Source organism: Coprococcus sp. RTP21281st1_F1_RTP21281_210402 (genome assembly GCF_040915325.1).
In the GTDB taxonomy this organism is placed as follows: Bacteria; Bacillota; Clostridia; order Lachnospirales; family Lachnospiraceae; genus Coprococcus; species Coprococcus aceti.
This window is the reverse complement of record NZ_JBCPDQ010000001.1, coordinates 283,847-310,590: the sequence shown is the minus strand read 5'-3', so window position 1 is coordinate 310,590 and position 26,744 is coordinate 283,847. Positions and strand designations below refer to the sequence as shown.

The window sequence follows — 26,744 nt, the reverse complement described above, 5'->3', positions numbered from 1 at the left end:
ACCCATATGAGGTCACTTTTCTGGATGTCATCCAGACTGGGCGGAAGCTGTGGGTTGAGGTATATATAGGAAATCAGACGGATGTGATACATATAAGTATCATTCATAAGGTGAGAGACGAGATAAAACAGGAGCTAAGGGATAAGTATGATCAGGTGTATATAGAGGTCATACCAGATTGATAGTAAAGCTGTAATACAAAATATAAATGATCAAGGGGATGCAAGGATATTGTTACATTATGAAGTTTTTGAAAGCTCATGTGATACCGATAGATATATAGTTCTGCTTCATGGATTTGGAGGAAACAACAGGGTATGGAAGAATCAGATTCCCTTGCTTCAAAAGAAGTTTAATGTTCTGGCGATAACTTTGCCAAGTCATGGAGACAGTGAACTGAAATTGTCCAAGATGGGAAGTACGCTGGATGTTGTCGTGGGTGAGATAACGCAGGTGCTTGATGAGCGGGGGATACAGCGAGCTGTTTTTATGGGCGTATCACTTGGAACTATATTTATCAAATATATGGAGATGAGATGTGGAAGTTACATAGATAAAGCAATACTTGTGGGTGCGCTTGGCACGGTTGGCAAACCACTCAGGCGTGCTGTCAATGTCTTTGCTAAGATAGGTGACAAACTTCCATTTCCTGTCGTCTACAGAATAATGGCAAAGTTATTTATGCCATGGAAAGTCAGCAAGACAAGCAGGAAGGTGTTCTGCAAATGTGCCAAGGCATTAAACAGTCAGGAATTTAAGGCATATATGAATATTTTTATTGAGCATTTTTCACTTTGTGACGAGTTCGTGAGCAGATTACACGAGGAGAATGTATATATTTCCGGGCGTGGTGATCTGTGTTTTATAAATGGAATCGTGGAGGAAACTGATCTGACAGATGCGGAGCTGATAATAATAGAGCATTGTGGTCACGTGTGCAACATAGATCAGAGCAGACAATTCAATGATATTATTTCTGAATTGCTAGACATTGAATGAATTAAAAGTGGAATATGATACGACAAGGATATACTATCTTAAAATGCTGATAGATAAGGATAAGGAGACTGTGATATGGCAACGATGAACACGTATACGGGGAACAAAATAGATCCGATGAATATGACGACTTCTGACATATCAATACAGGATATAGCGCATGCGTTAAGCCTCACGTGCCGCGGCGGAGGGCATGTGTCCTATTTCTTTTCTGTGGCACAGCACTCCATCAACTGTATGAATGAGGCGAAGGCAAGGGGATGGTCAGAGCGGTTACAGCTTGCCTGTCTGTTGCACGATGCCAGCGAGGCGTATATATCAGACATAATCAGACCGGTAAAAGCGCATTTGTCCAATTATCTTGAGATAGAGAGTTCGATCATGAACGTTATACTTGAGCGATTTGGACTTGCTGATCTGAGCGAAGAAGAGAATGCTATGTGGAAACAGATAGATGATGATATGATGAACTTCGAACTTAAGAATCTGATGAAAGGCGAGGCGCACAGGAATACGGATAACCTTAGTTCAGTCCCTGCTGTGGCCGAAAGACCATGGCGAGAAGTGGAAGGTGAATTTGAGGCTGAATGTAAGAAACTTGCAGAGAAAATGTCAGATCAGACCGGCAAGTAGTCGATAGTGAATAGTTATTTTTAATTACAAAAATGTATGATAATACCTCCTAGGCGGATGATGGAATATAACGGTCTGCCCGGGAGGTATTTGTTTTGACAATTATGATCAGATGTTGTCAAAGTATCCGACATAGTCGACCTTGTATGTCCCATTTGGAAAAAGGTATTCATACAGATCTATGAAATAGTCATCGGTCATGCTGGCGATGAAGTCTACTACGATTTCGTTTGGATCCTGACTGAGATAATTGTCGATGAATTCCTTTTTACCAAAATAATTGCTATACCGGTTTGCATCTTTTATGTAGTTGACATGGTGTTTATACAATATGGAATCAGTGCCTTTGCTCTTAGCCTGCCTCAGTAATTCTTCGTATATACAATAGAACATTGGCTTTATGTTGTCATTATACATTGTGTTGAGGCTGTCGTTGTTATATATGTTCTGGTAATTCTCAGTCTTGGCTTTGGAGAAGGTCTCATATACATCCGGATCCATGCTTATATAAGGTTTTCCGTAGCTATTTTCTATGATATTGACAGTCATATTGTGAATTATCTGGGCGTTGGAGGATCCAAGGCTGCCTGCAGAGAAAGAATCATCATTTGGAATGAGACCGATCTTTATTGCATCCTGCCTGTCTTTTCCGAGGTAGGCTATGATATCGCTGATCCTCATGATACAGCCTTCAAGTGTACCTGGGATCTGTTTTTTATTTGCAGAAGGATCTGTGTAGCAGTCCTCAACCGATCTGTCAAATTCTCCCCATGGATCGTCTGCGTTAAATGTCTTAGGTGTATAGCATTGCTGTTCCATTTCACCGTTGTGACATATAACACCATCAAGCACCTGGAGACTGATATTTCGGAATATAAGTTTGTCAAGTACTCTGGCGCTGTGGATGTTGTGGTTGAAGAGTCTTCCGGTATGCTCGTTGTAGATCTCATTCAGATAACGCTCTCCAGCATGACCAAATGGAGTATGTCCGATGTCATGTCCAAGGGAGATTGCCTCTATGAGATCAAGATTGAGTCCAAGAGTCATTCCGATAGTCCTTGCAATTCTGGATACAAGCTGGACGTGGAGTGCACGTCTTGATATGTCATCGTTCTTGTAGCATGAGATAACTTGTGTCTTATCAGAATAGCGATTGTAATAGTTGTTGTGAAGTATCTTTTCCACATCCATGACGAATGCCGGTCTCCACAGATGTGGGGCATCATGGTCTGGTTGACGCCTTATAATGTCAGAGTCTTTGCATGCATATGGGTTTATCTTGCCGTGTTCACGGTCGCCTAAGATCTGTTCATAAACTTCTTTTGATAAAGAATGGTATTTTGAATCTTTATTTACACTCATTAAAAATCTCCTGTTCAGTAAAATGTGATAGTCAACATATGCAGCCTGCTTAGACCATATATATCAGAATGCATATGAATTATTATAAATATTCTTGAGATCATAAGTCAAATGTGCTGAAAGTTATTTATTACTAAATCGGTATATTTGAGGACCATATGACAGTGATTATAAATTATATTTTATCATAAACTTTAAAAATACTATATTTTGTGAGACTATTAAACCTTGGGGAAACAATTCATTATGTGCCTGGGAAGCTTCGGGCATGTCGTTTTCTTGCCCGTTTTTGTGCATGGGGTAAAATCGGTTATCTTATGTTCTACATTTTATTTGTCTATGGGGTAGAAATTCACCTTATGTTCCAGCTTAAGTTTTGTGCAGGGGTAACAAATTTTTTATCCCTGAAAATGCCCACAAATGGCTGAAAATCAGCGTTTGACTGAAAATGCAGAAGTTGCTTGAAATGCGTTGAAAACGGCAGAAACACTAGCTATAATGCGTTGCAAGCAGATCTGTTAAATGTCAAAAATTTGGAGGTCGATTGTGAAGAAATATATAGATATCCAGGTGGTAAGGGAAAGAGAAACAATGCTCGATGACATCACATTCACGGTAAACACAGGGGCATTTCAGGTTGGAGATATCATCAGTATCACGGAAAAAGTGGATGGGGCCAATGCAAGTATACGGTATGACGAAAAAGAGGATGTCCTCAGAGCGTTCAGCCGTAATAATGAGCTGAGTAAGGACCAGAACTTAAGAGGATTCTGGGAATATGTTCAGAAAATGGACAAGGAACCATTTGCAAGGTATCCACATTACATATTTTTCGGAGAGTGGCTTGTGAAACATACGGTGATATATGAAAAAGATAACTATGACAAATTTTATCTGTTCAGCATATTCGATGGAGATGCTGATCAGTGGCTGTCTCAGGACTCTGTGAAATCTATTGCAGATGAATGTGGCATTCCATATGTACATGAACTCTATTATGGGAAATTTATAAGCTGGGAACACTGTAAACAGTTTGCAAATGATCCCGCCTATGGAAAAAAGCAGGAGGGAATTGTCATAAAGAACCAGACGGCTCTTTTGGAGGGACGTGAGCCACATGTTTTGAAGTATGTAAATCCAGAATTTTATGAGATAAAGGTGGATAACCGCAGGCAGAATATGAGGAAAAGGGATGATCAACAGAAAAAAGCAGACATGGATGAGGCAGAAAGATATGCTCGAACGATCGTCACCGAGGCCAGGGTGCGGAAAATAGTAAATAAGCTTGTGGATGAAGGAATAATTCCCGAAAAAATTGAGAGGAAGGATTTGCAGATTATTTATAAGAATCTTCCAAAGAGAATTTATGAAGACTGCCTGAAAGAAGAACCCGAAATCATTCAGAAGGCGGGAAACTATGCCGGAAAGATGTGTATGAAGGTTGGGATAGAGATATTCAGAAAAGAATGGAAAATTTGATACACGGCTATAAGCGTAAAGAGGAACATTTAGATTTTTAAACTACGGGTTCATAGCCAATCAGCCGGATGTGATATAAACTAGGGCATATCAATAAATGAATATGCGGAAGATTTGAAAGATATGAACGACTTGAAATATATGAAAGATTTGGAAGAAAGGAAGTGGCAGTGTGGCAAGACTTCGAGATGATATAGGTACCAGAATGAAGAATTTTTATGAGCAGATACCGAAGACAAAGCTTATGAGACGTTGTCCGGTTGCGATACGAATAGACGGCAAGGCATTTCATACATATACAAGGAATTTTAAGAGACCGTTTGATTCTGTTTTTATGAGAGCTATGCAGGCAGGCGGTTAAAGAAGAGGGTACGGAGGATCCCAAATATATCAAAGTCCTTGATAAGGCCTGTGAGACTGGGGCGATGTTTGATTCAAGATGCTTCAATATACCGAAGGAAGAGGTGACGAATCTCATATATTGGAGGCAGCTCGACGCATCCCGCAATTCGATACAGATGGTTGGACATGCCAATTTCTCACAGAAGCAGATGCATGGCAAGTCCACCGGTGATATACAGGATATGCTGATGCTTGAGAAGAATATAAACTGGAATGACTTTTCGGTGACATGCAAGAGAGGAAGCTGCTGCATCAGGGGACAGGCAGATGAAGTCCCGTCATGTACAGGAGACAGCAGCAACGAAAATTCCAGAGGATGGATGATAGACAATGATATACCGATATTCAAGGGCGAGGAAAGAGAGTATGTTGACCATCTTATATATATTGGAGAGCAGTAAAAACAGAGAGTATTGGAATAGCAGGTTAAAAAACTAACAGGATAATAGAGTAATGTAATAGCATAATATCAAAGGGGTGTAAAAAATATGGATCGCAGAGAGATGAACAGAAGTATATTTCAGGATACAGAGCGCATGTGCAAGACGGATGCTGAGCTTTCAGCTGTCACAAAGATATCGGTGGCAAATCAGCGCTTTATAGCAGAGGCGGAGGTTATACCAACGCCTGAACTGAATATTTACAAAAAGGCAAATGTGGTTGTCTCAAAGAAGAGAACCTATGAGGCGGCAAAGGCCTATAAAGGGAATCATGTAGCAGTGCATAACTTTGCATCAGCGACAAATCCAGGCGGCGGAGTTGTAAATGGTGCGGGGGCGCAGGAGGAATGTCTCTGCAGATGTTCCAATCTGTATTTCTGTCTGAACACCCCTGATATGTGGGGAATGTTCTACACACCGCACAGAGCGGCGCATGATCCAATACATAACGATGACATCATATACACTCCAGATATCGTTGTGTTCAAGACTGATACAGATCGTCCGGAACTAATGGAGCGTGATGACTGGTATATAGTTGATGTGATCACATGTGCGGCGCCAAATCTCAGGGAAACCCCCAGCAATAGATATAATTCCGGAGATGGAACGAGAGCGGTGACACCCAGCAATAGAGAACTTCAGGTCATCCATGAGAAAAGACTCAGAAGAATACTTGACAGCGCGGTTATAAATCATGCAGACACAGTAATACTCGGGGCGTTTGGTTGCGGAGCATTCTGTAACGAACCGCAGGTCGTGGCAACTGCTGCGGCAAATGTGGTGAGGGATTATATGTACGCATTTAAGAATATCGAGTTTGCTGTATACTGCAGACCAAGCGACGATTCCAATTACAGAGTGTTTAATAGCGTATTAAGTTCATTGTAAAAAACAAACTGGTACGAGAGAAGACTTGAGTATGCAAAGGCGAACATAAGTCTGCCGGATGAGCCGGATTACAAGGCAATTAAATAAAGGAGTGATTTTGAAATGATTTATATTACAGGCGACTGTCACGGGAGGTTTGGGAGATTTATGTCAGGAGGATTTTCCTGCTGCCCGGATCTAACTGAAAATGATACAGTGATCGTATGCGGGGATCTTGGTTTGCTCTGGGCAAAAGGAGAGTCCTTTGAACAGGACTGTGAATTCTTCGCAAAGCAGTCATTTACACTTCTATGGGTTCAGGGAAATCATGAGAATTACAATATGATAGATGAATACCCGGTGGAGAAGTGGCATGGTGGCAAAGTGCGGCATATAGTCCGTGATAAGGTGATACTTCTTGAGCGCGGACAGGTATTCGATATAGAGGGAAAAAGATATTTTACGTTCGGAGGAGCACAGAGCCACGATATAAGCGGTGGCGTGCTTGATAAGGATGATCCTTTGTTCGAGCATAAATATAATTTGGCAATGGGGAGTGGCAGACCGTTCAGAATATTGAACACATCATGGTGGAAACAGGAGCTTCCGACAGATACAGAGATAGAGGAAGCAAGGGTAAATCTTGAGAGTTGTGATTACAAGGTCGACTATGTCATAACCCATTGCGCATCAAACACTATACAGCTGAAGCTTGAAGATATAAAGAGGATGCATGGACGCCTGCATGAATTGTACGCTCAGAATATACTGACGGATTTCTTTGAGGAACTTGAAGGAAAACTTGAATATTCCATGTGGTACTTCGGACATTATCACGAGGATATGTACGTGGATACGAAGCACAGACTTATATATTATGATATGGTGCCTGTGGTATGGAATTAGTTCGTTAGAGATAGCAAATATCGTGATGAACAGATCATATTTGAAGAGCCAGATGTTAAAAATCACCTGAAATAAAAGGGGATAACATATAAATGTAATTATTAAAATAAGGAGGATACGAATATTATGGAGAAAATGATAGTGACAAGAGCTCTGGATGAGAGAGACCTTCTGATAAAGAAGATCAATGATGCCATAGACAGAGCCAGTTTTGTGACAGTGAAAAAGACATCAGATGATATCGTTATCGGTGGTAAGAAGAGCGTGCAGGAGTTTGATGACGAGGCGAGGGCGGATCTTCAGAGTATAAGGGATCTCATAAGCAGATACAACAGGCTTGATGCAGCGATCCTGCTTGCAAATGCCACTACGGATATAGAGGTGGCAGGGGTGACCATGACGAGGGCAGCGGCAATCAATCTCAGAAAGACTTTACTTGGAAGAAGTTTCTCAAATACTAACTTTGATGACGCTCTTATCAGAAAGATAAATAACGATTTCACCAAGGCCAAGATGGCTATCAATAAGTCACAGGAGAATGCCGACAGACAGAAGGAGGCCATGAGTACAGCGCTTGCTTCAAGTGATAAGAAGGTTCTCAGTGACGACAGTCTGAAAAGCATATCTGCCTACTGCGATAATCTTGTATACAGCATGGTGGATCCAATTGACGCTGAAAAGGTTGTTGGAGACTTACAGGGCAGACAGGATGAGCTTAAAGCTAATCTTGAGAGCGCTATAAGAATATCGAACGCGACTACATATGTAGAGTTCTGATATTTCAGAACGGACAGGTAAATTCTTCATAAGTATTGCTTACAGTACGAATAGCTTCTATTCAGTCCGCAGCACACGGCGATAAGTGTGTACTTAAGCGTTTATACCCAAGTGGTTTAAGGGAATGGCTAAACAGTCATAGGGCAAAAAATATTTGCCGCGAGGGTTCGACTCCCTCTAATCGCGCCAAAATTATCTTGTTGGTCAAATGGTAAGACAATGCTCTGCAACAGCATGAATACAGGTTCGATCCCTGTACAAGAACCCAAATGGTATTCTTCTTTAAGGAAGGCGGGCTTGAACTGTTAATAGTCACCGGTTAATAGATAATGGGTATTGGTTAACTTATAAGAGTGTTGAATAGATATCAGATATATAATAATTGTTCTTTAGGCATCAGAATATGATGCTGAAATCCATGAGAATGGTTAATGGAGGTGCTGACTGATCAGCCCGAAGCTGCCCACATGGCTGTACTGTAAGCAATATTTATAATTTTGCCTGTATTTTCAAAAGTGTTATACAAATTTTAGAAATAATTAATTGAATAAATCCTCCTTGTGATATAAGGTTAGAATAATATATATGATAATGGCGTTTCTGTATTGTGTCAGACATATATATCCTAAAAAATATCACAAGGAGGATTTTTATATGAAAGAAGTAAAACAGCCAAAGAAGCCGCTGATATTTTATTATCTGATAGTGCTTATCATAATAATGGTTCTCAATTTCATATTTGTCCCATGGTTTGCTGAGAGAAGTATAGAGGAGGTGGACTATGGTACGTTCATATCCATGACAGATGACAAGAAGATCGATGAGGTAGACATTGAGGCACAGTCAAATGTCATCTATTTTACAGGCAAAGATGACAAGAAGGTGTATAAGACTGCTATGGTGAGTGATGAGAACTTAACCGAGCGACTTTACAAGTCGGGAGCCAAGTTCTCAGGTCAGGAGATCAAGCAGACATCACCGATACTCAGTTTTATACTCAGTTGGATCGTGCCTATACTTATATTCACATTACTTGGAAGAATGCTTGCCAATCAGATGATGAAGCACGCCGGAGGCGGCAAGAATTCCATGATGTTTGGAATGGGCAAGAGTAATGCGAAGATATATGTTAATTCCACAGAGGGAATAAAGTTTACAGATGTCGCCGGAGAGGATGAGGCGAAGGAGAATTTGACTGAGATAGTTGAGTATCTTCACAATCCTGGAAAGTACAAGGAGATCGGCGCTTCCATGCCAAAGGGTATTCTTCTTGTGGGTCCTCCGGGAACAGGTAAGACCATGCTTGCCAAGGCTGTAGCCGGAGAGGCGAATGTACCTTTCTTCTCAATGTCCGGTTCAGAGTTCGTTGAGATGTTCGTAGGTATGGGTGCTTCAAAGGTAAGGGATTTGTTCCAGCAGGCAAAGGAAAAGGCTCCATGTATAGTGTTCATCGATGAGATAGATGCCATAGGTAAGAGGAGAGACGGGCAGATAGGCGGCAATGATGAGCGTGAGCAGACACTTAACCAGCTCCTCACCGAGATGGATGGATTCGAAGGCAACAATGGTGTCATCATTCTTGCAGCAACCAACAGACCGGATTCGCTTGATCCTGCACTGCTCAGACCGGGAAGATTTGACAGACGAGTACCTGTAGAACTTCCTGATCTCAAGGGACGTGAGGATATACTCAAGGTTCACGCCAAGAAGGTCAAGATAGGAGACAATGTAGACTTCAATAAGATAGCCAGAATGGCATCAGGTGCATCAGGTGCCGAGCTCGCAAATATTGTAAATGAGGCGGCGCTCAGGGCTGTCAGAGCCGGCAGAGGCTTCGTGACACAGGCCGATATGGAAGAGAGCATAGAGGTCGTAATTGCAGGTTACCAGAGAAAGAATGCGATACTTACAGACAAGGAGAAGCTTGTCGTGTCATACCATGAGATCGGACATGCGCTTGTAGCTGCCAAGCAGACTGATTCAGCGCCTGTCCAGAAGATAACCATAGTTCCGAGAACATCAGGAGCTCTTGGTTACACCATGCAGGTGGATGAGGGTAATCACTATCTTATGACCAAGGAAGAGATTGAGAATAAGATAGCGACACTCACAGGCGGAAGAGCTGCAGAGGAGATAGTATTTGGATCTATTACAACGGGAGCCTCCAACGATATAGAACAGGCAACAAAGCTTGCAAGAGCTATGATCACCAAATACGGAATGAGCAAAGATTTTGATATGGTAGCCATGGAGGTAGAAACTAACAAATACCTTGGCGGTGATTCATCACTTTCGTGCTCGGCAGAGACGCAGACACTCATAGACAAGAAGGTTGTGGAGCTTATAAGAAAGCAGCATGAGAAGGCGGCAACCATTATCCTCGAGAACAGAGCGAAGCTTGATGAGCTTTCCAATTATCTGTATCAGAAGGAGACGATCACAGGCGAGGAGTTTATGAAGATATTGAATTCATGATTCTCTTAGATATAATTTCAGTTACCGGGTGCTGGCATTTTACAATTCCGCACCCGGTAATCATAAGATAGACTTGTACTGGATTCAGAATAGTAGTATTACGTCAATTCCTCGTGGTCAAGCTCCAACAGTTTGAAATGATTCTTTTTGAACTCTATAAGTCCTTCACTCTGCATGTTGGACAGCTCCTTTGACAGTGCGGTTCTGTCGACATTCAGGTAGTCGGCAAACTGTTCCCTGTTAAATGGGATATCGAACTCAGTTGTTCCAAGAGAGCTGGCAAGTCCTGAGAGATAATAGCTGACACGCTCACGTATCTTCTTTGGCTTTATATAGAAGATATGAAGAGAGAGTGTGAGACTTCTTCTCGATGATAGGAGAAGAAGATTCTTCAGCATTTGCAGATGCCACGGATAACTGTTGTATTTGCCGGACATGATATCCTGTGCGTTGAGCAGGAATACGATAGTAGGCTCTGTTGCTCTTGCGTCGATCATGAGTTTGTGTCCGGACAGGGCGTATGTTTCACCGAACACCTTTCCAGGAAGTGCTGAACTCAGGATACTTTTGGAGCCCCAGTAGTCAACATTCTCAACAATCACCCGGCCTTTGATGACTATTCCAAGCTCCTCGGTTATTTCGCCGGCTTTGAATATAGTGGAGTTGTATCTGTAATAGTGTTCGCGCAGGATCCTGAGATCCATCATGGTTTTGATATCGGCTTCAGAGATTCCTTTAAATGCCATCATGTTGAGTACTTCAGACAATTGATATTGAGGAATTTTAAGTTTCATACATAACCTCCATCTTATTATTTATTTCTATGCAGAGCAGCAGTCTGCAGCGTAGTATATTATAGTGACAAGGTGTCATGATGCAGGGGTGCGATCAGGCTTTCAGCTATAGGATGTATATTTTTTCAAAACACAGTATATTGTATATGTGTAATAAATTATCCCTTGTCCATACACAATATATATTATTCATATATTTTCTCAAATTTTTTCAAAAAAAGTTGTTTAAATCTTCATTACGTGGTTATAACAACCGAATTTATGAGTAAAGTATAATATACTTACAAATGAAAAGCAAGGAATGTGATAAGCATTATTGAATTATAGAAGATTATTCTGTATAATAAGTAAATAGTGTGTCACATTTTCACATATTAAAACACTGAAAGGAGAAATTTTATCATGTTACAGAACCAGGAATGGGAATCATTCACAGGTAGACTCTGGAAGGAAGAGTGTAATGTAAGAGACTTCATCCAGAACAACTACACACAGTACGATGGAGACGAGAGTTTCCTTGCAGCCCCAACAGATGCTACTAACAAGCTTTGGGATAAGCTTCAGGCACTTCAGAAGGCTGAGAGAGATAACGGTGGAGTTTTAAAGGAGGATGCTGATGTTGTATCAAGCATCACATCTTATGGCCCAGGCTACATTGATCCAGAGACAAAGGATCTTGAGCAGATTGTAGGTCTTCAGACAGATGAGCCACTTAAGAGAGCATTTATGCCTTATGGTGGTATCAAGATGGCTGAGGAGGCTCTTCAGATGTATGGATATACTCCAAACGAGAACTTCCACAAGATCTTCACTGAGTATCACAAGACACACAACCAGGCAGTATTTGATGCTTACACACCAGAGATGCTGGCAGCTCGTCATACACATATCGTAACAGGACTTCCTGACACATATGGTCGTGGACGTATCGTAGGTGACTACAGAAGAGTTGCTCTTTACGGTATTGATCAGCTTATCGCTTGGAAGGAAGAGGATAAGGCTAACTGTGGCGATGGCAACATGTTTGATGATGTCATCCGTCAGAGAGAAGAGCTTTCAGAGCAGATTAAGCGTCTCAAAGAGATGAAGGTTATGGCTCAGTCATACGGATATGACATTTCAAAGCCAGCTTCAAACGCTAAAGAGGCTGTTCAGTGGTTATACTTCGGATACCTTGCAGCTATCAAGACTCAGAACGGTGCAGCTATGTCAGTTGGACGTGTATCTACATTCCTTGATATCTACATTGAGAGAGATATTAAGGCTGGTAAGCTTACAGAGGCTGAGGCTCAGGAGCTTATCGATCATTTCACAATGAAGCTTCGTATGGTTAAGTTCGCAAGAATTAAGTCATACAACGAGCTGTTCTCAGGAGATCCTGTATGGGCTACTCTTGAGGTTGGTGGTATCGGTGTTGACGGACGTTCAATGGTTACAAAGAACGATTACAGATTCCTTCATACACTTGAGAACATGGGACCAGCTCCAGAGCCAAACCTTACAGTTCTTTACTCATCAGCTCTTCAGGATACATTCAAGAAGTATGCTGCTAAGATTTCTGTAAGAACAAGCTCAATCCAGTATGAGAACGATGATGTAATGAAGCCAATCTGGGGCGATGATTACTCAATCTGCTGCTGTGTATCAGCTACACAGACTGGTAAGGAGATGCAGTTCTTCGGAGCTCGTGCAAACCTTGCTAAGTGTCTTCTTTACGCTATCAATGGTGGTAAGGATGAGAAGTTCCTTGACAAGAAGACTGGTAAGCCAATGCAGGTAGGTCCAGAGTACTCACCTATCACATCAGAGTACCTTGACTATGATGAAGTACTTGCTAAGTACAAGAAGATGCTTGACTGGTTAGCAGGACTTTATGTAAATATTCTTAACCTCATCCAGTACATGCATGACAAGTACTACTATGAGTCAGCTGAGATGGCACTTATCGATACAGATGTACGTCGTACATTTGCAACAGGTATCGCTGGATTCTCACACGTAATCGACTCACTGTCAGCAATCAAGTACGCTAAGGTTAAGGTTATCCGTAACGCAGAGACAGGACTTGCTGAGGACTTCGAGATCGAAGGCGAGTTCCCTAAGTATGGTAACGATGACGACAGAGCTGATAACATCGGTGTATGGCTTCTTCATGAGTTCCTTACAGACATCAAGAAGAGACACACATATCGTAATTCAGAGCCTACAACATCTATCCTTACAATCACATCTAACGTAGTTTATGGTAAGTATACAGGTAACCTTCCAGATGGAAGACGTGCTTGGACACCATTTGCACCAGGTGCTAACCCAAGCTACGGCGCTGAGACATCAGGACTTCTTGCATCACTTAACTCTGTTGCAAAGATTCCTTATGAGTGGTCACTGGATGGTATCTCAAATACACAGACAATGAACCCATCAGCACTTGGACATGATGAGGAAGAGAGAGCTACAAAGCTTGTAAGCGCAATGGATGGATACTTCGATCAGGGCGCTCATCATCTGAACGTAAACGTATTTGGTAAGGATAAGCTCCTTGATGCTATGGAGAATCCAGATAAGCCAGAGTACGCTAACTTCACAATCCGTGTATCAGGATATGCTGTTAAGTTCATATCACTTACACGTGAGCAGCAGCTCGATGTTATCAACAGAACATTCCATGACTCACTTTAATTCTTAGCTGACGCTGGATTTTCAGTGAAGTTATAGATGCTTTGTCAGATATAACAAGAACCATGGTCCCGGGGATAACCTCTCCGGGACTTTTTTTAAGAATATGCATTTATATCATTTTTATAAGAGATAATAGACATGTAGTTTTGTTTGTAATTACTTTCATTAATTGAGAGTTGTATTTGAATAGGAAGAACTTAGAGGTGAAATATGTCTGAAAAGAAACAGGTTTTAGGATATGTCCATTCGACAGAGAGCTTTGGAGCAGTAGATGGTCCAGGTATAAGATTTGTAGTTTTTTTACAGGGCTGCAAGATGAGATGTAAATATTGTCACAACCCAGAGACATGGAATCTTGTGACAGACTATAGTAAGCTTTACTCAGATGAAACAAGCGATGCTGAGAGAGAAGAACTTGAGAAGAAGATAGAAGAGAATACAAAGCTGCTGAAGGATAAGGGCGTCAAGATCGAGGCGAGGACCCCTGAGGACCTGTTAAAGCAGGCGCTCCGCTATAAGCCATATTGGAAAAACGGTGGTGGTATAACAGTGAGCGGTGGTGAGGCGCTGCTTCAGATGGATTTCCTCATCGAGTTTTTCAAGCTTGCAAAGGCTGAAGGTATTCATACAACAATAGATACAGCCGGCAATCCATTTACAAGGGAGGAGCCATTCTTCTCCAAGTTCAATGAGCTGATGAACCTCACAGATTTGTTCCTGCTTGATATCAAGCAGATCAATGATGACAAGCATAGAGATCTCACAGGATTCTCCAACAGCAATATACTTGATCTTGCACAGTATCTGTCAGATCAGGGTAAGCATATGTGGATCAGACACGTACTGGTACCAACCATCACAACTGATGAGGATGATCTGAGAAAGACTAAGGAGTTCATAGACACTCTTAAGACTGTAGATAAAGTTGAGGTACTTCCATATCACAAGCTCGGAATCCCTGAGTGGGAGAGACTTGGAATACCATATAAGCTTGAGGGAATCGACCCTCCTACTGATGAGGAGCAGAAGCTTGCAAAGAGTATTCTGGAATAAACTTAAGAACAAGAACCGGGAAAATCATCGATAGTTCAATTCCCAGCCTATGCTCTAGCAGTCTATAAAAATATTTGCGTTGAGACACAGGTGCTATATAAGATGTTAAAACCATTGTAACGGGTGTGACATTTTATATAGTACCTGTGTTTTGTTATATCAAAAAATAAGTTTAACATAATTAATTAGTAAACAGTGGCTAGGTGCATGCAAAAGAAGTTATAATATATAATTAAAGTGCTACAAACACGTTATATCACTGCAAAGTATATGGGGGAGTAAATTATGTATAAGATAGACGAGAACGCATGGGATGAAAAATATATACTGCTGATCCCTGCTATGCTGGATGCGCATTTTCCTCTGATAAAGTACGCCTTTTTTTCAAAGGATTATCATCCGGTCATACTGTCAAATGAGGATCATATCACGGATGTGGGACTTAAGTATGTGAACAATGATATGTGTTATCCGATAGTGTTAAATGCCGGGCAGATGATAGATGCACTGCAGTCAGGCAAATATGATATCATCCGGACAAGACTTCTCATGCCGACGGCGGGGGATGCATGCAGGGGAGCCAACTACTTACATGTGTTAAAGGAGTCGGTGAGAAAGGCAGGATTTGACAGGGTAAAGATACTATCCCTGAATGTTAAGGGGCTGGAGAAGGACTGTCAGATGCGTGTACAGCCATTCATGGTGTGGAGAGCACTGTTCGGACTATTCTACGGAGATATACTCATGCTGCTCATCAATCAGACAAGGCCAAATGAGGTGAAAAAGGGACAGTCACAAAAGGTTTGGCAGAAGTGGATAAACATCCTGTCCAGAGATCTGAAAGAGGGAAAGAATCTGACACTTGGAAAGATGAAGAGGAATTTCGACAGGATAGCCAGGGATTTTTCAAGGATAAGGCTGAATGATAAGAGAAAACAGCGTGTTGGGATAGTTGGGGAACTGTACATAAAATATTGCCACTTGGGAAACTGGGATATGATCAAGTTCCTTGAGTCAAATGGATGTGAGAGCCATACAAATGGGCTTTCTTGGTATGCCATGTACTATATGGATTCACACCTCACGGACAATATGACATTTGAATCTCTGCTTTACAAGGCGGGGCTGAAGTTCTTCGGCAGCCTGCAGAGAGCAATGATAGAGGCGCTTAGAAAATATGGGTTCTATACCATGGAGGATTTCTTCACGATGAAGCGTGAGGCTGAAGGATATGTGAGCTGGGGATATAAAACCGGGGATGGTTGGCTCATCGGCGCGGAGATAACGGGACACATACTCCATGAGTGCCCAAAGGTTTTGGCGGTTCAGCCATTTGGCTGTATGCCTAATCACACCTGCGGAAGAGGTTTGTACCCTTCGCTTCAGAAGAAACTGCCGCAGGGCATGATAGTGAGCTGTGATGTGGATTCCAGCGGTTCAAAGCTGAATGTCTACAACAGGGCGAGGATGCTTGTGGACATGCCACTGAAGGAGGAATAAACGTGAAAAAGATATTTGTTGTTGAAGATGACGAGAGTATCTGTCAGGAGCTTGTGCAGATACTTGAGAATGAGGGCTATGAGGCTGAGAGTCTTAAGAACTTTGACAATACAAAGGACGATATATTGAAAGCGGCACCGAATCTAGTGCTCATGGATATCAATATTCCGGGGATAAACGGCAGAAACCTTGTGAAGGAGATACGAAAGGAATCTGATGTGCCTATCATCATGGTCACAAGCAGGACTTCCGAGATGGATGAGGTGCTGTCCATGAGTTATGGCGCGGATGATTATATAACAAAGCCATACAATCCAACGATACTTCTGCTTAGGATAGCGGCGGTGCTCAAGCGCATGGAGGGCAGCCAGAATACGGCATCATACAGAGATGCGGAGGTCAACTTCAGCAAGGGGACTATCAGCAAAGGTGATCAGGAGATGGTTCTCACCAAGAATGAGATGATCATATTCCAGCTGCTGCTTGCCAACAGGGAAAAGATAGTGTCGAGGGATGAGATCATGACAGACCTGTGGGACAATGACGAGTTTGTAAATGACAATGCGCTCACAGTAAATATAAGCAGGCTCAGGGGGAAACTGGCGGATCTTGGATATGATGATGCCATAGAGACCAGGAAGAAGCAGGGATACCGACTTGTATGACAGGTAAGTGGGATTATATATCATTTACAGCGACAAAAGATTGGAGTAATTTGGCAAAATGAAATTTGGCTTGTATATAAAGGATAAACTTGGAATAATTGCGGGATATGCGGGATTTGTGATATTCACATATCTGCTCATGATGGCATTTCACTCACAGTTACAGATGAGAATTATGTTCGTGATCGTGGCTGTGATATTTGTCGTCTCGGTTATCGCTTTCGATTATCTGAGAAAATATAAGTTCTACAACAGTCTGGTCGGACATCTGGATGAACTGGATCAGAAGTATCTCATACTTGACACTTTGGACGAGCCTGACTTCTACGAGGGCAAGCTGGTGTATTCAGCTATGTACGACATCAACAAGTCCATGACTGAGAATGTGAGAAAGTACAGGGACAGCGTGGAGGATTTCAAGGATTTTATAGAGATCTGGGTTCACGAGATAAAGCTTCCGATAGCCAGTCTGGTGCTCATGTGCCACAACAACAGGGATGTGATCCCGAGAAAATATACGGATCAGGTCGCAAGGCTTGACGCATATGCAGATCAGGTTCTCTACTATGTGAGGGCAGAGCATGCATCGGCAGATTACAGATTTGCCGAGACAAATCTTAAGAGTGTCATCGGAAGGGTGGCTGTGAAGAACAAGGATATGCTGCTTGATGGTGACATATCGCTGAATGTTCATGATGTGGATGAATGTGTTGTGACGGATTCAAAATGGCTTGAGTTTATGGTAAATCAGATCGTGAGCAACAGTATCAAGTATATAGACCGAGGACAGGAAAAGACTATAGAGATCTGGACTGAACCGTTGGGTGACGGGATGGCTCTGCACATAAAGGACAATGGAATAGGTATACCGCAGTCTGATATTCCACTTGTGTGCAAGAAATCATTTACCGGGGAAAATGGTCGGAAACATGCGAAATCAACAGGTATGGGACTTTATATAATAGACAATCTGTGCAGGCAGCTGGGACATAAGCTGGATATAGCGTCAAAGGTGGACGAATACACAGATGTGAGTATAGTATTTGGACATAATGATATATACAAGATTGGATGATATAAAAATTGAGTTTTGCGATAGTGGGATACAAGATCTGGTGAGCGTCCCCAAGGTTACAGAATTGTAATGTTAGGTAATAATGGAAAAAGGACAATTGCTTTCAAAATGTGTAAACTGCAAATATGTTCAATGGTGAGAGCAGTATTAAACAAACATTTGAGGAGGCATTTCAATGGAAACAATATTAAAGATTGACAACATTGAGAAGTATTATGGAAACAAATCCAATATGACAAAGGCCATAGATGGAATATCATTCGATGTGGAGGCAGGAGAGTTCGTTGCTATCATGGGTGCATCGGGAAGCGGTAAGACGACACTGCTTAACTGCGTTTCAACTATAGATAAGGTTAGCAGCGGCCACATCTATGTGGGCGGCAAGGATATCACAACACTCAAGGGCAATAAGCTCAACGAGTTCAGGAGAGAGGAGCTGGGATTTATATTTCAGGATTTCAACCTTCTTGACACACTCACGGCGTATGAGAATGTTGCGTTGGCACTTTCAATACAGAATGTGCCTGCAAAACAGATAGATGCGAAGGTCAGGGCTGTTGCAAAGGAGCTTGAGATCGAGAGTGTTCTGAAGAAGTATCCGTACCAGATGTCGGGCGGTCAGAAACAGAGAGTAGCATCTGCGAGAGCAATCATCACTGATCCAAAGCTTGTGCTTGCAGATGAGCCTACGGGAGCACTCGATTCCAAGTCGGCAAAGCTGCTTCTGGAGAGACTTAAGCACCTAAATGAGGATCTCATGACAACGATACTCATGGTAACACACGATTCATTTACAGCCAGCTATGCAGGCAGGATACTTTTCATCAAGGATGGCAAGGTGTTCCACGAGCTCAGAAGAGGAGGAGATACAAGAAAAGAATTTTTCAATAAGATCATAGATGTCGTGACACTGCTTGGAGGTGATCTGAATGACGCTCTTTAAGCTTTCCGTATCAAATATGAAGAAGAGTATAAAGGACTATGCCATATATTTCTTCACTCTGGTACTCGGTGTTGCAATTTTCTATGTGTTCAATGCCATAGAGACGCAGACCGCAATGCTCCGGATATCGGCTGACACAAGACAGGTCGTGCAGCTCATGAGCAAGATGATTGCGGGTGTCAGTGTGTTCATCGCATTTGTGCTCGGATTTCTCATCATATATGCAAGCCGTTTTCTGATGAAGAGGCGTAACAAAGAATTTGGTCTGTACCTCATCCTTGGAATGGAAAAACGCAAGGTGTCCACAATGCTTTTCATCGAGACACTTATCATCGGACTTGTATCACTTGTGGTAGGACTTCTTGCTGGAATAGGAATCTCACAGATAACAAGTGTACTCGTTGCAAACATGTTCGATGCAGATATGTCATCATACAGCTTTGTGTTCTCGGGCAGCGCATTTGTCAAGACCTGTTTGTATTTTGCAATCATATATGTGGTGGTTATAATCTTCAACACATTTATCATCAGCAAATGTAAGCTCATCGACCTTTTCCAGAATGGAAGAAAGTCTGAGAACGTCAAGATCAAGAATCCATGGGTATCAGTTATCGTGTTCCTGATATCAGCTGTATCACTTGGATATGCTTATCATGCGGTAATTACCGATATAAATGACATGTACATGAATGATCTCTACAAGTGGATCGTGGTCGGATGCGTTGCAACGGTGCTTTTCTTCTGGTCAGTGTCCGGAATGCTCTTCAGAATCGTGTCGTCTATGAAGAATGTGTACTATAAGGGACTCAATTCATTTGTCGTCAGACAGATGAGCAGCCGTGTCAACACAAATGTACTTTCAATATCAGTCATCTGTCTGATGCTTTTTGTGACAATATGTGTGCTTTCATCAGCGCTTGCAGTGAAGAATTCCTTAAATTACGGCATTGCAAAGTACGCAAGAGCGGATGTGAGTATATCGAAAACCCAGAGCAGTGATTCAATCTATTATGACGAAGACGAGATGGGTAATGACAGCGAGACAAATGATCTTTTGAAGAAACTTGAGGTGACTGATGGAAAGAGCATAGAAGATGTATATAGTGAAAATAATGTGGATCTTGGATCCTACTTCTCAGATTACGTTGACGTACACACATATACATGTCCTGCACTTACAATCAGAAACTATCTGGGAGATGAGGCTCTGATTGATTCTCTTGGAATAGATGTAAACGCTTTGTCTAGTTATGAGGGAACGGAGGAGATCATATCACAGTCCGACTATAACAAGGTTGCAAAGATTTATGACAATGCTGAGCTCCAGCTTGCCGATGACGAGTATGCCATCCTTGCAAATTATAGAATATTCGTTAAGATCCGTGATGAGAGACTTCAGGAGGGAAAAGAGATAGAGGTATATGGCCAGACGCTTAAGCCGGTTATCACATATTGTATAGATGGTGATATAGAGCTTGCGACACAGCCGCTCAACACAGGTGTGTTTATCGTGCCGGATTCAGCCATTGAAGGTGCACAGTTCGCGAAAGAGTATTTCATCGGAAAGTATGCCGATCAGGACAGAGATGCCATACAAGATAGTGATACGATCATAAGGAATGTATCAAAGAAGGATGAACTTGGCGGACTTATCACAGTAAATACCAAGGACAACGTGAAAGCAGCCAGCGTGGGAGTCGGAGCCATCGCATCATTTATAGGTATGTATATCGGACTCATATTCCTTATATCTGGAGCAGCCATCCTTGCACTCAAAGAGCTCTCAGAGAGCACAGATAACATAGAGAGATACAAGATGCTCAGGAAGCTTGGGGTGGATCAGCACATGATCAACAAGGCTCTTTTCTCGCAGATGGGACTATTCTTCATATTCCCACTTGCTCTTGCCATAGTCCATTCGGTATTTGGAATGATGGTCAGCACGAAGATTCTTGACACTATGGGAGCGTATGATATAGCAGGTGCTATCGGAATCACGGCTGCCATTGTGGTAATCATATATGGCGGATATTTCCTTATAACGTATCTGTGCAGCAGGAAGATTATCAGTGAGTGAGGGAAATGAAAAATTTTTCAGGAATAATTGATCCAGGGAGGATATATGTCTTTCCTGGATTTCTTTTGTATAACTAAAAATTTTTATTTAAGGAAGAGATTTTACAATTGAAAGATACAATATTGTCACTAATAGAATAGATTTGGATGAAATAAATACAAGCATCAAAAACTTGATATTATCACAAATAATGTATAATGATATAATAGGAATTAGGTTCATGGATTGGAGGAAACAGCAATGAATAAACACGTAGAAAAAGCTATGGAGATAAGAAACGAGACACCGATGGTCAATAACTGTGCGCAGACCATTCTGCGGGCTTACGCGGATGAGCTCGGAATAACAGGAGATATGGCGGCAAAGCTCAGTGCTAATTTCGGTGGTGGCATGAAATGTGGTTCAACCTGCGGTGCGATCACAGGAGGACTTATGGTACTTGGCGCTTTGGGCGTTGAGAATCCATACGTGATAAATCAGTTCAGGCGCAGGATAGCAGATAACCACAACGGCATGACCGATTGTGCTGATCTGTTAAAGGCAAATGCCCAAAATGGCGGAATCAAGAAAGTGCACTGTGACGGCATGATCAGGGAGGCTATAGAGCTGATAGATGAACTGGTGAAGAGTGAATAAATGTAACAAGAACAACGTGTTTACCTATCCTGGAGGAAAAAGGAATTCTGGAATGGAGGATGCAAGTAAATGAAAATAGACTACAGAAGACTTACAGAAAATGAACTTGATACATTTATAAATATGAGAATAAATCAGCTCAGGGAAGAGGGCGCAAAAGAAGAGATAGACCTGGTGCCAGCGCTTAAGGATTATTATACCCGCCATATGGCAGACGGAACATTTGTATCATGGCTGGCTTTTGACGGGGATGATATTATAGGGACAAGCGGCATGTCATTTGTGGAGAAACCGCCTTATTTTGGATGCCCAAGTGGAAGAATTGGGTTGCTCTCCAGTATGTTTACCAACCCTAATTATAGAAGAAAGGGCATTGCAAAGGAACTGTTATCCCGTGTTGTAAATGATGCAAGGGATTATGGATGTGGAACGATACAGATCACGGCATCTGACATGGGTGTTAAATTGTATACGGATTTCGGATTTGTTCATAATGGTAATTTCATGCAGTATAAGCTGTAGTATATATGATGATAGAGCAAAGTTACATTTTGAGATCGCCCTGCCTATCACAGTGGGAGATAACGTCTGGATCGGAGCGAATGTTTCAGTGCTGCCGGAGTTACTTATCTTATGGCGAAGTTATAAGTAATTAGTATTGACACAGCAATAAACTCCTTTATAATAAATATTACAAATGTAATATTTATTATAAAGGAGTTTTAATATGATGAACTTATATTTTTTTATCTTGAAATACTACGTGTGTAATATATACAAGAAGTTATATTGTATGCTACTTTTGGTTGGCGTAGCCATATTGTTATGCAGTTGTTCCAATAAAAATGCAGTGACAGACGCAGAGCGGACAGTTATTGATTTTAGTATATCTGATGAAAATCAGTTTATTGCAGATTTGGACGATATATATTCATCCTGTCAGGATAAGAAATGCAAGACCGAGGAAGAAAAACTGAATCAGACTAGGATCGTAATAGAATCGATGGGAAGTAAGGGGTACATAGCTGTGGATGTGGAGAATCAGATCAATATGGCAAATGCAGAGAATGCGGAGATGTTTTTATCAGAGGTGGCTGAAAACAGAGATGCGGGATGTACAATACTGCAGGTCATGTATGATAAGTCCTTTGTAAGGTTTGATTTTAAATCAGGCGGTAACAATGTTATGATAACCAGGCGATTCTATGTGTGGGAGAATAACTGTTTTGTTGAGAAAAATGAAGAAAACTATAAGGCCTATACATGGAAATACACAGACGGATATCTATTTTTTGAGAGGTACAGAATGGGAGGATATGACGGAGATTCTGCGTATACGGCATTACGAGTTGAGCCTCTGGATGAGAAGTTAAGGGTACTTAACAGAAAGTATATCAAGACGATTGGATATGATTCGAATAATTTATTTACCACAAATTGGGATGAATCAGATATGAACAAAATAAATTATTACGATATCTATGAAGCACTTTACAAAATGAAATATGGTATGTCTAGTCCCTATTCGGACGAGGGGGTTACATATATGATAGAAGGGAAGTTATACGAGAAGGTGTTTCAGGAGTATTTGCCTGTGTCTACAGATGTACTTCAGCATGTCAATGTATATGATGTGTCCAGACAAATGTATCAGTACAGAACGAGGGGGATGTTTGATCACAGTGTAACACCATTGGTTCCATTTCCAGAGGTAGTGGATGCTGAGTATAATGCTGACGGAACAATAACCCTCATAGTAAATGCTGTTTCGGAGAAGGATGAGAGTGGAAGATTATTTACACATAAAGTTACAATAAAGGAGAAAGAAAATGATGGATTTGAGTATGTGTCAAATGATGTTCTGACGATGGGCAAAGAGGGGATATATTGGTACAGAGACAGGCTTTCTGATAAAGAGTGGCAGGAGCACTACGGAGATAAGACCATCACAATAAATCAGAATGGAAATGTTATTGATGATAGTCTGTTATCCGATGACGAAATGGAGAATGTTAAAGTAAATATAATAGGAATATTGCAGTCAGATGCCATAAGAAAGTTGTATGAGGATGAAGATATTTCGAATAATAGTGATTTAATATATGATGTAGTAGATATCTTAGGAAGCAGTGGACTGATATGTTTTGCTGATGATACCAATATGTATAATTATCAGCTATTTCAGTCTTTTTATAGAAATTATACAGATGGTGGAGAGAGAGATTACATTTGCGTATATAGGGTAAACAGGGATGCAAGCGTGACGGAGATGACATTTGTGTATGATGACAGCCGGATACAGATGATTTTCAACACAGCAAAATTCGAGAATCATGACTGGAAGTTTATAGCGACTGGCATACGGGATTTAAAAGATATGAAACTCACAGAAAAAGGCTACTTTATATATACATACTCAAATATAATAGCCCATGGTGGGCTGAAGGAGTATTTCAGAGTCAGTCCGTTGACGGATGAATGCAGGAAATTGACAAGAAAATATGTGTATGGGCTTAGTTATGTGAATTACAATATGCTTGTTATCGATTGGGATGAGTCAAATGCATCAGATATACTTGTGCCGTGTATGTTTGATGATATATACAGACTGTACACTGGTGAAAATCTGAAACCTGATGGTGGATGGATAGATGCAGACAAATATGAGTCTGTTATGTTGTCAATGTTCCCTGTCACTGTGACGGAGCTGAGGGATAAATGTGATTACAATCCAGAAAAAGATTCGTACAGATACCATGTCATCCTTGGAAAACAGTACCCACCATTCGGAGAGGTTGTGGACTATACCTACAACGATGATGGAACTGTTTCGCTTATTGTTGATGCGGTGTGGGCTGACAAGGGATCGGACATTGCATTTAGAAATACACTTACAGTAAAACCGGAAGATGATGGTACTTTCAAATATATGTCAAATCATATAGAGAAGATGGAATGTGACATACCGGTTTATTCTGACTGATATCCATAGGCATATATTCCTAGATCACGCAGTATTGACAGAGAGATCTTCGATGCGGAAAGTCCGTCCGCTGATAAAAACTGATTGTCATTTTCAGAAAGTGATATATTCGTGGCGAAAAAGTAATCATTATCATTAGATGTAATGAATCCGACGAACCAGCCGTTTATATTTATATCATCAACTCTGCCGGTACCTGTCTTGCCATACAGACTTTTTCCATCTGAGTTTGCAATAAACATGGACTCTATGACTGTATCCACATTTGTCTTAGACAGCTTCCAATCATTATTTTTCAGGTGACATAGCAGTTCTACCTGCTCTACTGGGGATATAGTCAGAGAGGATTCCAGCCAGTAACAGTTCTGAGCTGAATTGATATTCTGATTTCCATATTCAATAAGACCGAGAAAATTTTTCGCATCTGTGTGGTCCATAGCTGCATCCAGATTGTCAAAATACCAGTTTACAGATCCGGTCATGGCAGATCGAAGTGTCTGGTCTGTGTTCCAGGCATCAAAAGGGTAAGAGCTCCCATCCCAGCGCATAAATGAGTTGTCGGAAGTTATGATGCCATGTTCAAGAGCCATCACTGCGTCATATATTTTATATGTAGAATCCGGTGAAGTGCGGCATAGGGCTTTGTCCTGGTTATAGATATACCATTTATCATTTCCCTTGTCGTACAGAGCAAAACAGCCGTTGTAGTCAGAAAAGTAGCTGGATAGATCCAAGGATTCCAGATTCACCGGGGCAAAATCCTTGTATTGTGTATCATCCAGAGCATATACAGATAATGGCGCACATACAGTCATCAGCAATATGATAATGAAAAATGCATATATACATTTTCGTTTTTCTCTCTTGGTGACAGGTTTGAAATCAACAATAAGCTGAAGTCTTGTTTTAAGAAATTTTTTCCTGCTTTTGCTCTTGAATGATAGCGATGATGAACTACTGAATCTGCTTGCAGCCGCACGGAGGATGGTCTGCCCATACTTCGCGGCATAGTTTTGACCGAGGCTCTGCAATACATCATTGTCACATGCTTTTTCTCTGTCATGTCTTGCTGTATGTAATGTGTATATAACAACAGGATTGAACCAATACAGTATGCAGAATATGCAGATAAACATATTCACGGCATTGTCTCTGCGTTTAAAATGTTGTAGTTCATGTAACAAAATATGTCTCAGGTCGGTTATTGTGTAATCGGATATGCAGTCGTTGATTTGCCGTGGAATATATATAACAGGGCGGAATACACCTACAATGACCGCTCCAGATAAAGCAGAGGAGGAATATAATTTCGGTTTGTATCTGCGCACATTGCAGAGCTCAAGGCATTCCGAATATATATTCGATATGACAGTATCGTCGGTGACTGGAACAGCAGATTTTTTCAGCTTGTATAGTGATATGCCTGACACGATTAAACGGATAGAAAATATGCAAACTCCGGCAAGCCAGATAATAAAAAGGGCATTTGGATGTATTGTTGATGTACTGTTTACAGATACAGCAAAGTCGTTCATCCAGTTCACATTCGATGAAGGGTTGGCATTGATAGGCAAAGGAGTAACTGTATTTGCGGCAGAAGTACTTCTGTTAAATAATGATCGTATGAAACCTATGGCCTGGAATATAAATGAATTATTTACAGGGATAAATGGAATTACGAGAAGAAACAGCACAATATATATGGTGTTGTATCTGCCGTTACATGTTAGCTGTTTTCTGAACATAAATCGAACAAATATCAGTAGCAGCAGAGCGAAACTTATGGAGATATTGCTGATAAAAAAATGTGTGAAAAATTCAGTCAAGCCTTATTTCCTCCCGGTGCCTTTTACATTTAATATGTCTTGAAGTTCCTTTATATCATCAGCACTAAGCTCATCACTATCCACAAACGCAGAAACCATGTCGGATATGTGTCCATTGAAAAACTTCTTTAGAAAAGATGAGCTTTCATGTTTTCGATATTCCTCCTGAC

At 41.3% G+C, this 26,744-nt stretch carries 23 protein-coding genes, 1 tRNA gene and 2 pseudogenes; 22 read left to right on the top strand and 4 right to left on the bottom strand.

Annotated features, from left to right (window positions below):
• From AB5150_RS01455 to AB5150_RS01445, 3 genes and pseudogenes are all read left to right on the top strand, one after another.
• Window positions 1-182: pseudogene (locus tag AB5150_RS01455) on the top strand (cation transporter); the annotation flags it as partial.
• 49 nt (window positions 183-231) lie between these two features.
• Complete coding sequence (locus AB5150_RS01450; RefSeq protein ID WP_055144245.1) at window positions 232-999, top strand: alpha/beta fold hydrolase; 768 nt, start codon at window positions 232-234, stop codon at window positions 997-999.
• Window positions 1,000-1,074: 75 nt separating this feature from the next.
• Window positions 1,075-1,632 carry an HD domain-containing protein gene (locus tag AB5150_RS01445; RefSeq protein ID WP_055144247.1) on the top strand — a complete coding sequence of 186 codons (558 nt, stop codon included), beginning with the start codon at window positions 1,075-1,077 and terminating at the stop codon, window positions 1,630-1,632.
• Window positions 1,633-1,740: 108 nt separating this feature from the next.
• Here the strand turns inward: AB5150_RS01445 and AB5150_RS01440 are convergent, their stop codons facing one another.
• Window positions 1,741-2,994 (bottom strand): deoxyguanosinetriphosphate triphosphohydrolase family protein, encoded by a 1,254-nt coding sequence (locus AB5150_RS01440; protein ID WP_368291081.1) that lies wholly within the window; start codon window positions 2,992-2,994, stop codon window positions 1,741-1,743.
• A gap of 546 nt (window positions 2,995-3,540) precedes the next feature.
• Between AB5150_RS01440 and AB5150_RS01435 the strand changes: the two genes are divergently transcribed.
• The 9 genes and pseudogenes from AB5150_RS01435 (at window position 3,541) to ftsH (ending at window position 10,343) form a co-directional block, all read left to right on the top strand.
• The gene (locus tag AB5150_RS01435) at window positions 3,541-4,473 is read left to right on the top strand and encodes an RNA ligase family protein (RefSeq protein WP_349092639.1); all 933 of its coding nucleotides are present in this window, start codon (window positions 3,541-3,543) and stop codon (window positions 4,471-4,473) included.
• Between the two features lie 172 nt (window positions 4,474-4,645).
• Complete coding sequence (locus AB5150_RS01430; protein ID WP_055272812.1) at window positions 4,646-4,834, top strand: tRNA(His) guanylyltransferase Thg1 family protein; 189 nt, start codon at window positions 4,646-4,648, stop codon at window positions 4,832-4,834.
• A 64-nt stretch (window positions 4,835-4,898) separates the two neighbouring features.
• Window positions 4,899-5,276, top strand: a complete 378-nt coding sequence (locus AB5150_RS01425; RefSeq protein WP_015535051.1) for a hypothetical protein — start codon at window positions 4,899-4,901, stop codon at window positions 5,274-5,276.
• 87 nt (window positions 5,277-5,363) lie between these two features.
• Window positions 5,364-6,206 (top strand): TIGR02452 family protein, encoded by an 843-nt coding sequence (locus AB5150_RS01420; protein ID WP_015535050.1) that lies wholly within the window; start codon window positions 5,364-5,366, stop codon window positions 6,204-6,206.
• A 102-nt stretch (window positions 6,207-6,308) separates the two neighbouring features.
• Window positions 6,309-7,091: a metallophosphoesterase gene (locus AB5150_RS01415; protein ID WP_022216336.1), complete on the top strand. Its 783-nt coding sequence runs from the start codon at window positions 6,309-6,311 to the stop codon at window positions 7,089-7,091.
• 126 nt (window positions 7,092-7,217) lie between these two features.
• On the top strand, window positions 7,218-7,868 hold the full coding sequence (locus AB5150_RS01410; protein ID WP_004854102.1) for a hypothetical protein: 651 nt from the start codon (window positions 7,218-7,220) through the stop codon (window positions 7,866-7,868).
• Window positions 7,869-7,965: 97 nt separating this feature from the next.
• Window positions 7,966-8,057, top strand: a pseudogene (locus AB5150_RS01405).
• A 5-nt stretch (window positions 8,058-8,062) separates the two neighbouring features.
• Window positions 8,063-8,136: transfer RNA gene (locus AB5150_RS01400), tRNA-Cys, on the top strand.
• Between the two features lie 386 nt (window positions 8,137-8,522).
• Entirely contained in the window at window positions 8,523-10,343 is a 1,821-nt protein-coding gene (ftsH, locus tag AB5150_RS01395) for an ATP-dependent zinc metalloprotease FtsH (protein WP_173794490.1), read from the top strand.
• 98 nt (window positions 10,344-10,441) lie between these two features.
• On the opposite strand, the gene AB5150_RS01390 is transcribed toward ftsH, so the two are convergent.
• Window positions 10,442-11,137, bottom strand: coding sequence for a Crp/Fnr family transcriptional regulator (locus AB5150_RS01390; RefSeq protein WP_004854105.1), 696 nt, complete (start codon window positions 11,135-11,137; stop codon window positions 10,442-10,444).
• A 402-nt stretch (window positions 11,138-11,539) separates the two neighbouring features.
• Between AB5150_RS01390 and pflB the strand changes: the two genes are divergently transcribed.
• From pflB to AB5150_RS01340, 10 genes are all read left to right on the top strand, one after another.
• Window positions 11,540-13,816, top strand: a complete 2,277-nt coding sequence (gene pflB / locus AB5150_RS01385; RefSeq protein WP_022216338.1) for a formate C-acetyltransferase — start codon at window positions 11,540-11,542, stop codon at window positions 13,814-13,816.
• 210 nt (window positions 13,817-14,026) lie between these two features.
• Window positions 14,027-14,869: a radical SAM protein gene (locus AB5150_RS01380; protein ID WP_004854109.1), complete on the top strand. Its 843-nt coding sequence runs from the start codon at window positions 14,027-14,029 to the stop codon at window positions 14,867-14,869.
• Between the two features lie 285 nt (window positions 14,870-15,154).
• Entirely contained in the window at window positions 15,155-16,369 is a 1,215-nt protein-coding gene (locus tag AB5150_RS01375) for a hypothetical protein (RefSeq protein WP_349092643.1), read from the top strand.
• A 2-nt stretch (window positions 16,370-16,371) separates the two neighbouring features.
• A complete protein-coding gene (locus tag AB5150_RS01370; RefSeq protein WP_022216340.1) occupies window positions 16,372-17,034 on the top strand; it encodes a response regulator transcription factor in 663 nt (220 codons plus the stop codon).
• Between the two features lie 58 nt (window positions 17,035-17,092).
• Window positions 17,093-18,109, top strand: coding sequence for a sensor histidine kinase (locus tag AB5150_RS01365; RefSeq protein WP_055222752.1), 1,017 nt, complete (start codon window positions 17,093-17,095; stop codon window positions 18,107-18,109).
• Between the two features lie 175 nt (window positions 18,110-18,284).
• Entirely contained in the window at window positions 18,285-19,052 is a 768-nt protein-coding gene (locus AB5150_RS01360; RefSeq protein WP_055144940.1) for an ABC transporter ATP-binding protein, read from the top strand.
• Window positions 19,039-21,129, top strand: a complete 2,091-nt coding sequence (locus AB5150_RS01355) for an ABC transporter permease (protein ID WP_368291080.1) — start codon at window positions 19,039-19,041, stop codon at window positions 21,127-21,129. Before AB5150_RS01360 ends, AB5150_RS01355 begins: the two co-directional genes overlap by 14 nt.
• 240 nt (window positions 21,130-21,369) lie before the next feature.
• Window positions 21,370-21,765, top strand: a complete 396-nt coding sequence (locus tag AB5150_RS01350) for a C-GCAxxG-C-C family protein (protein WP_055272822.1) — start codon at window positions 21,370-21,372, stop codon at window positions 21,763-21,765.
• Window positions 21,766-21,834: 69 nt separating this feature from the next.
• Window positions 21,835-22,287: a GNAT family N-acetyltransferase gene (locus AB5150_RS01345; RefSeq protein ID WP_015535041.1), complete on the top strand. Its 453-nt coding sequence runs from the start codon at window positions 21,835-21,837 to the stop codon at window positions 22,285-22,287.
• A gap of 271 nt (window positions 22,288-22,558) precedes the next feature.
• Window positions 22,559-24,748, top strand: coding sequence for a DUF6070 family protein (locus AB5150_RS01340; protein WP_156337939.1), 2,190 nt, complete (start codon window positions 22,559-22,561; stop codon window positions 24,746-24,748).
• Here the strand turns inward: AB5150_RS01340 and AB5150_RS01335 are convergent.
• Both AB5150_RS01335 and AB5150_RS01330 read right to left on the bottom strand, forming a co-directional pair.
• On the bottom strand, window positions 24,736-26,574 hold the full coding sequence (locus AB5150_RS01335) for a BlaR1 family beta-lactam sensor/signal transducer (protein ID WP_368291079.1): 1,839 nt from the start codon (window positions 26,572-26,574) through the stop codon (window positions 24,736-24,738). The two genes, AB5150_RS01340 and AB5150_RS01335, sit on opposite strands and share 13 nt — an antisense overlap.
• A 3-nt stretch (window positions 26,575-26,577) precedes the next feature.
• Window positions 26,578-26,744, bottom strand: a 167-nt coding sequence (locus AB5150_RS01330; RefSeq protein ID WP_368291128.1) for a BlaI/MecI/CopY family transcriptional regulator, incomplete at its 5' end; no start/stop codon positions are given.

Coding starts and splice junctions, on each gene's coding strand:
- AB5150_RS01350 (WP_055272822.1), top strand. CDS start 21,370: ATGAATAAACACGTAGAAAAAGCTATGGAGATAAGAAACGAGACACCG.
- AB5150_RS01340 (WP_156337939.1), top strand. CDS start 22,559: ATGCTACTTTTGGTTGGCGTAGCCATATTGTTATGCAGTTGTTCCAAT.
- pflB (WP_022216338.1), top strand. CDS start 11,540: ATGTTACAGAACCAGGAATGGGAATCATTCACAGGTAGACTCTGGAAG.
- AB5150_RS01345 (WP_015535041.1), top strand. CDS start 21,835: ATGAAAATAGACTACAGAAGACTTACAGAAAATGAACTTGATACATTT.
- AB5150_RS01440 (WP_368291081.1), bottom strand. CDS start 2,994: ATGAGTGTAAATAAAGATTCAAAATACCATTCTTTATCAAAAGAAGTT.
- AB5150_RS01375 (WP_349092643.1), top strand. CDS start 15,155: ATGTATAAGATAGACGAGAACGCATGGGATGAAAAATATATACTGCTG.
- AB5150_RS01380 (WP_004854109.1), top strand. CDS start 14,027: ATGTCTGAAAAGAAACAGGTTTTAGGATATGTCCATTCGACAGAGAGC.
- AB5150_RS01410 (WP_004854102.1), top strand. CDS start 7,218: ATGGAGAAAATGATAGTGACAAGAGCTCTGGATGAGAGAGACCTTCTG.
- ftsH (WP_173794490.1), top strand. CDS start 8,523: ATGAAAGAAGTAAAACAGCCAAAGAAGCCGCTGATATTTTATTATCTG.
- AB5150_RS01445 (WP_055144247.1), top strand. CDS start 1,075: ATGGCAACGATGAACACGTATACGGGGAACAAAATAGATCCGATGAAT.
- AB5150_RS01420 (WP_015535050.1), top strand. CDS start 5,364: ATGGATCGCAGAGAGATGAACAGAAGTATATTTCAGGATACAGAGCGC.
- AB5150_RS01365 (WP_055222752.1), top strand. CDS start 17,093: ATGAAATTTGGCTTGTATATAAAGGATAAACTTGGAATAATTGCGGGA.
- AB5150_RS01415 (WP_022216336.1), top strand. CDS start 6,309: ATGATTTATATTACAGGCGACTGTCACGGGAGGTTTGGGAGATTTATG.
- AB5150_RS01360 (WP_055144940.1), top strand. CDS start 18,285: ATGGAAACAATATTAAAGATTGACAACATTGAGAAGTATTATGGAAAC.
- AB5150_RS01425 (WP_015535051.1), top strand. CDS start 4,899: ATGTTTGATTCAAGATGCTTCAATATACCGAAGGAAGAGGTGACGAAT.
- AB5150_RS01355 (WP_368291080.1), top strand. CDS start 19,039: ATGACGCTCTTTAAGCTTTCCGTATCAAATATGAAGAAGAGTATAAAG.
- AB5150_RS01390 (WP_004854105.1), bottom strand. CDS start 11,137: ATGAAACTTAAAATTCCTCAATATCAATTGTCTGAAGTACTCAACATG.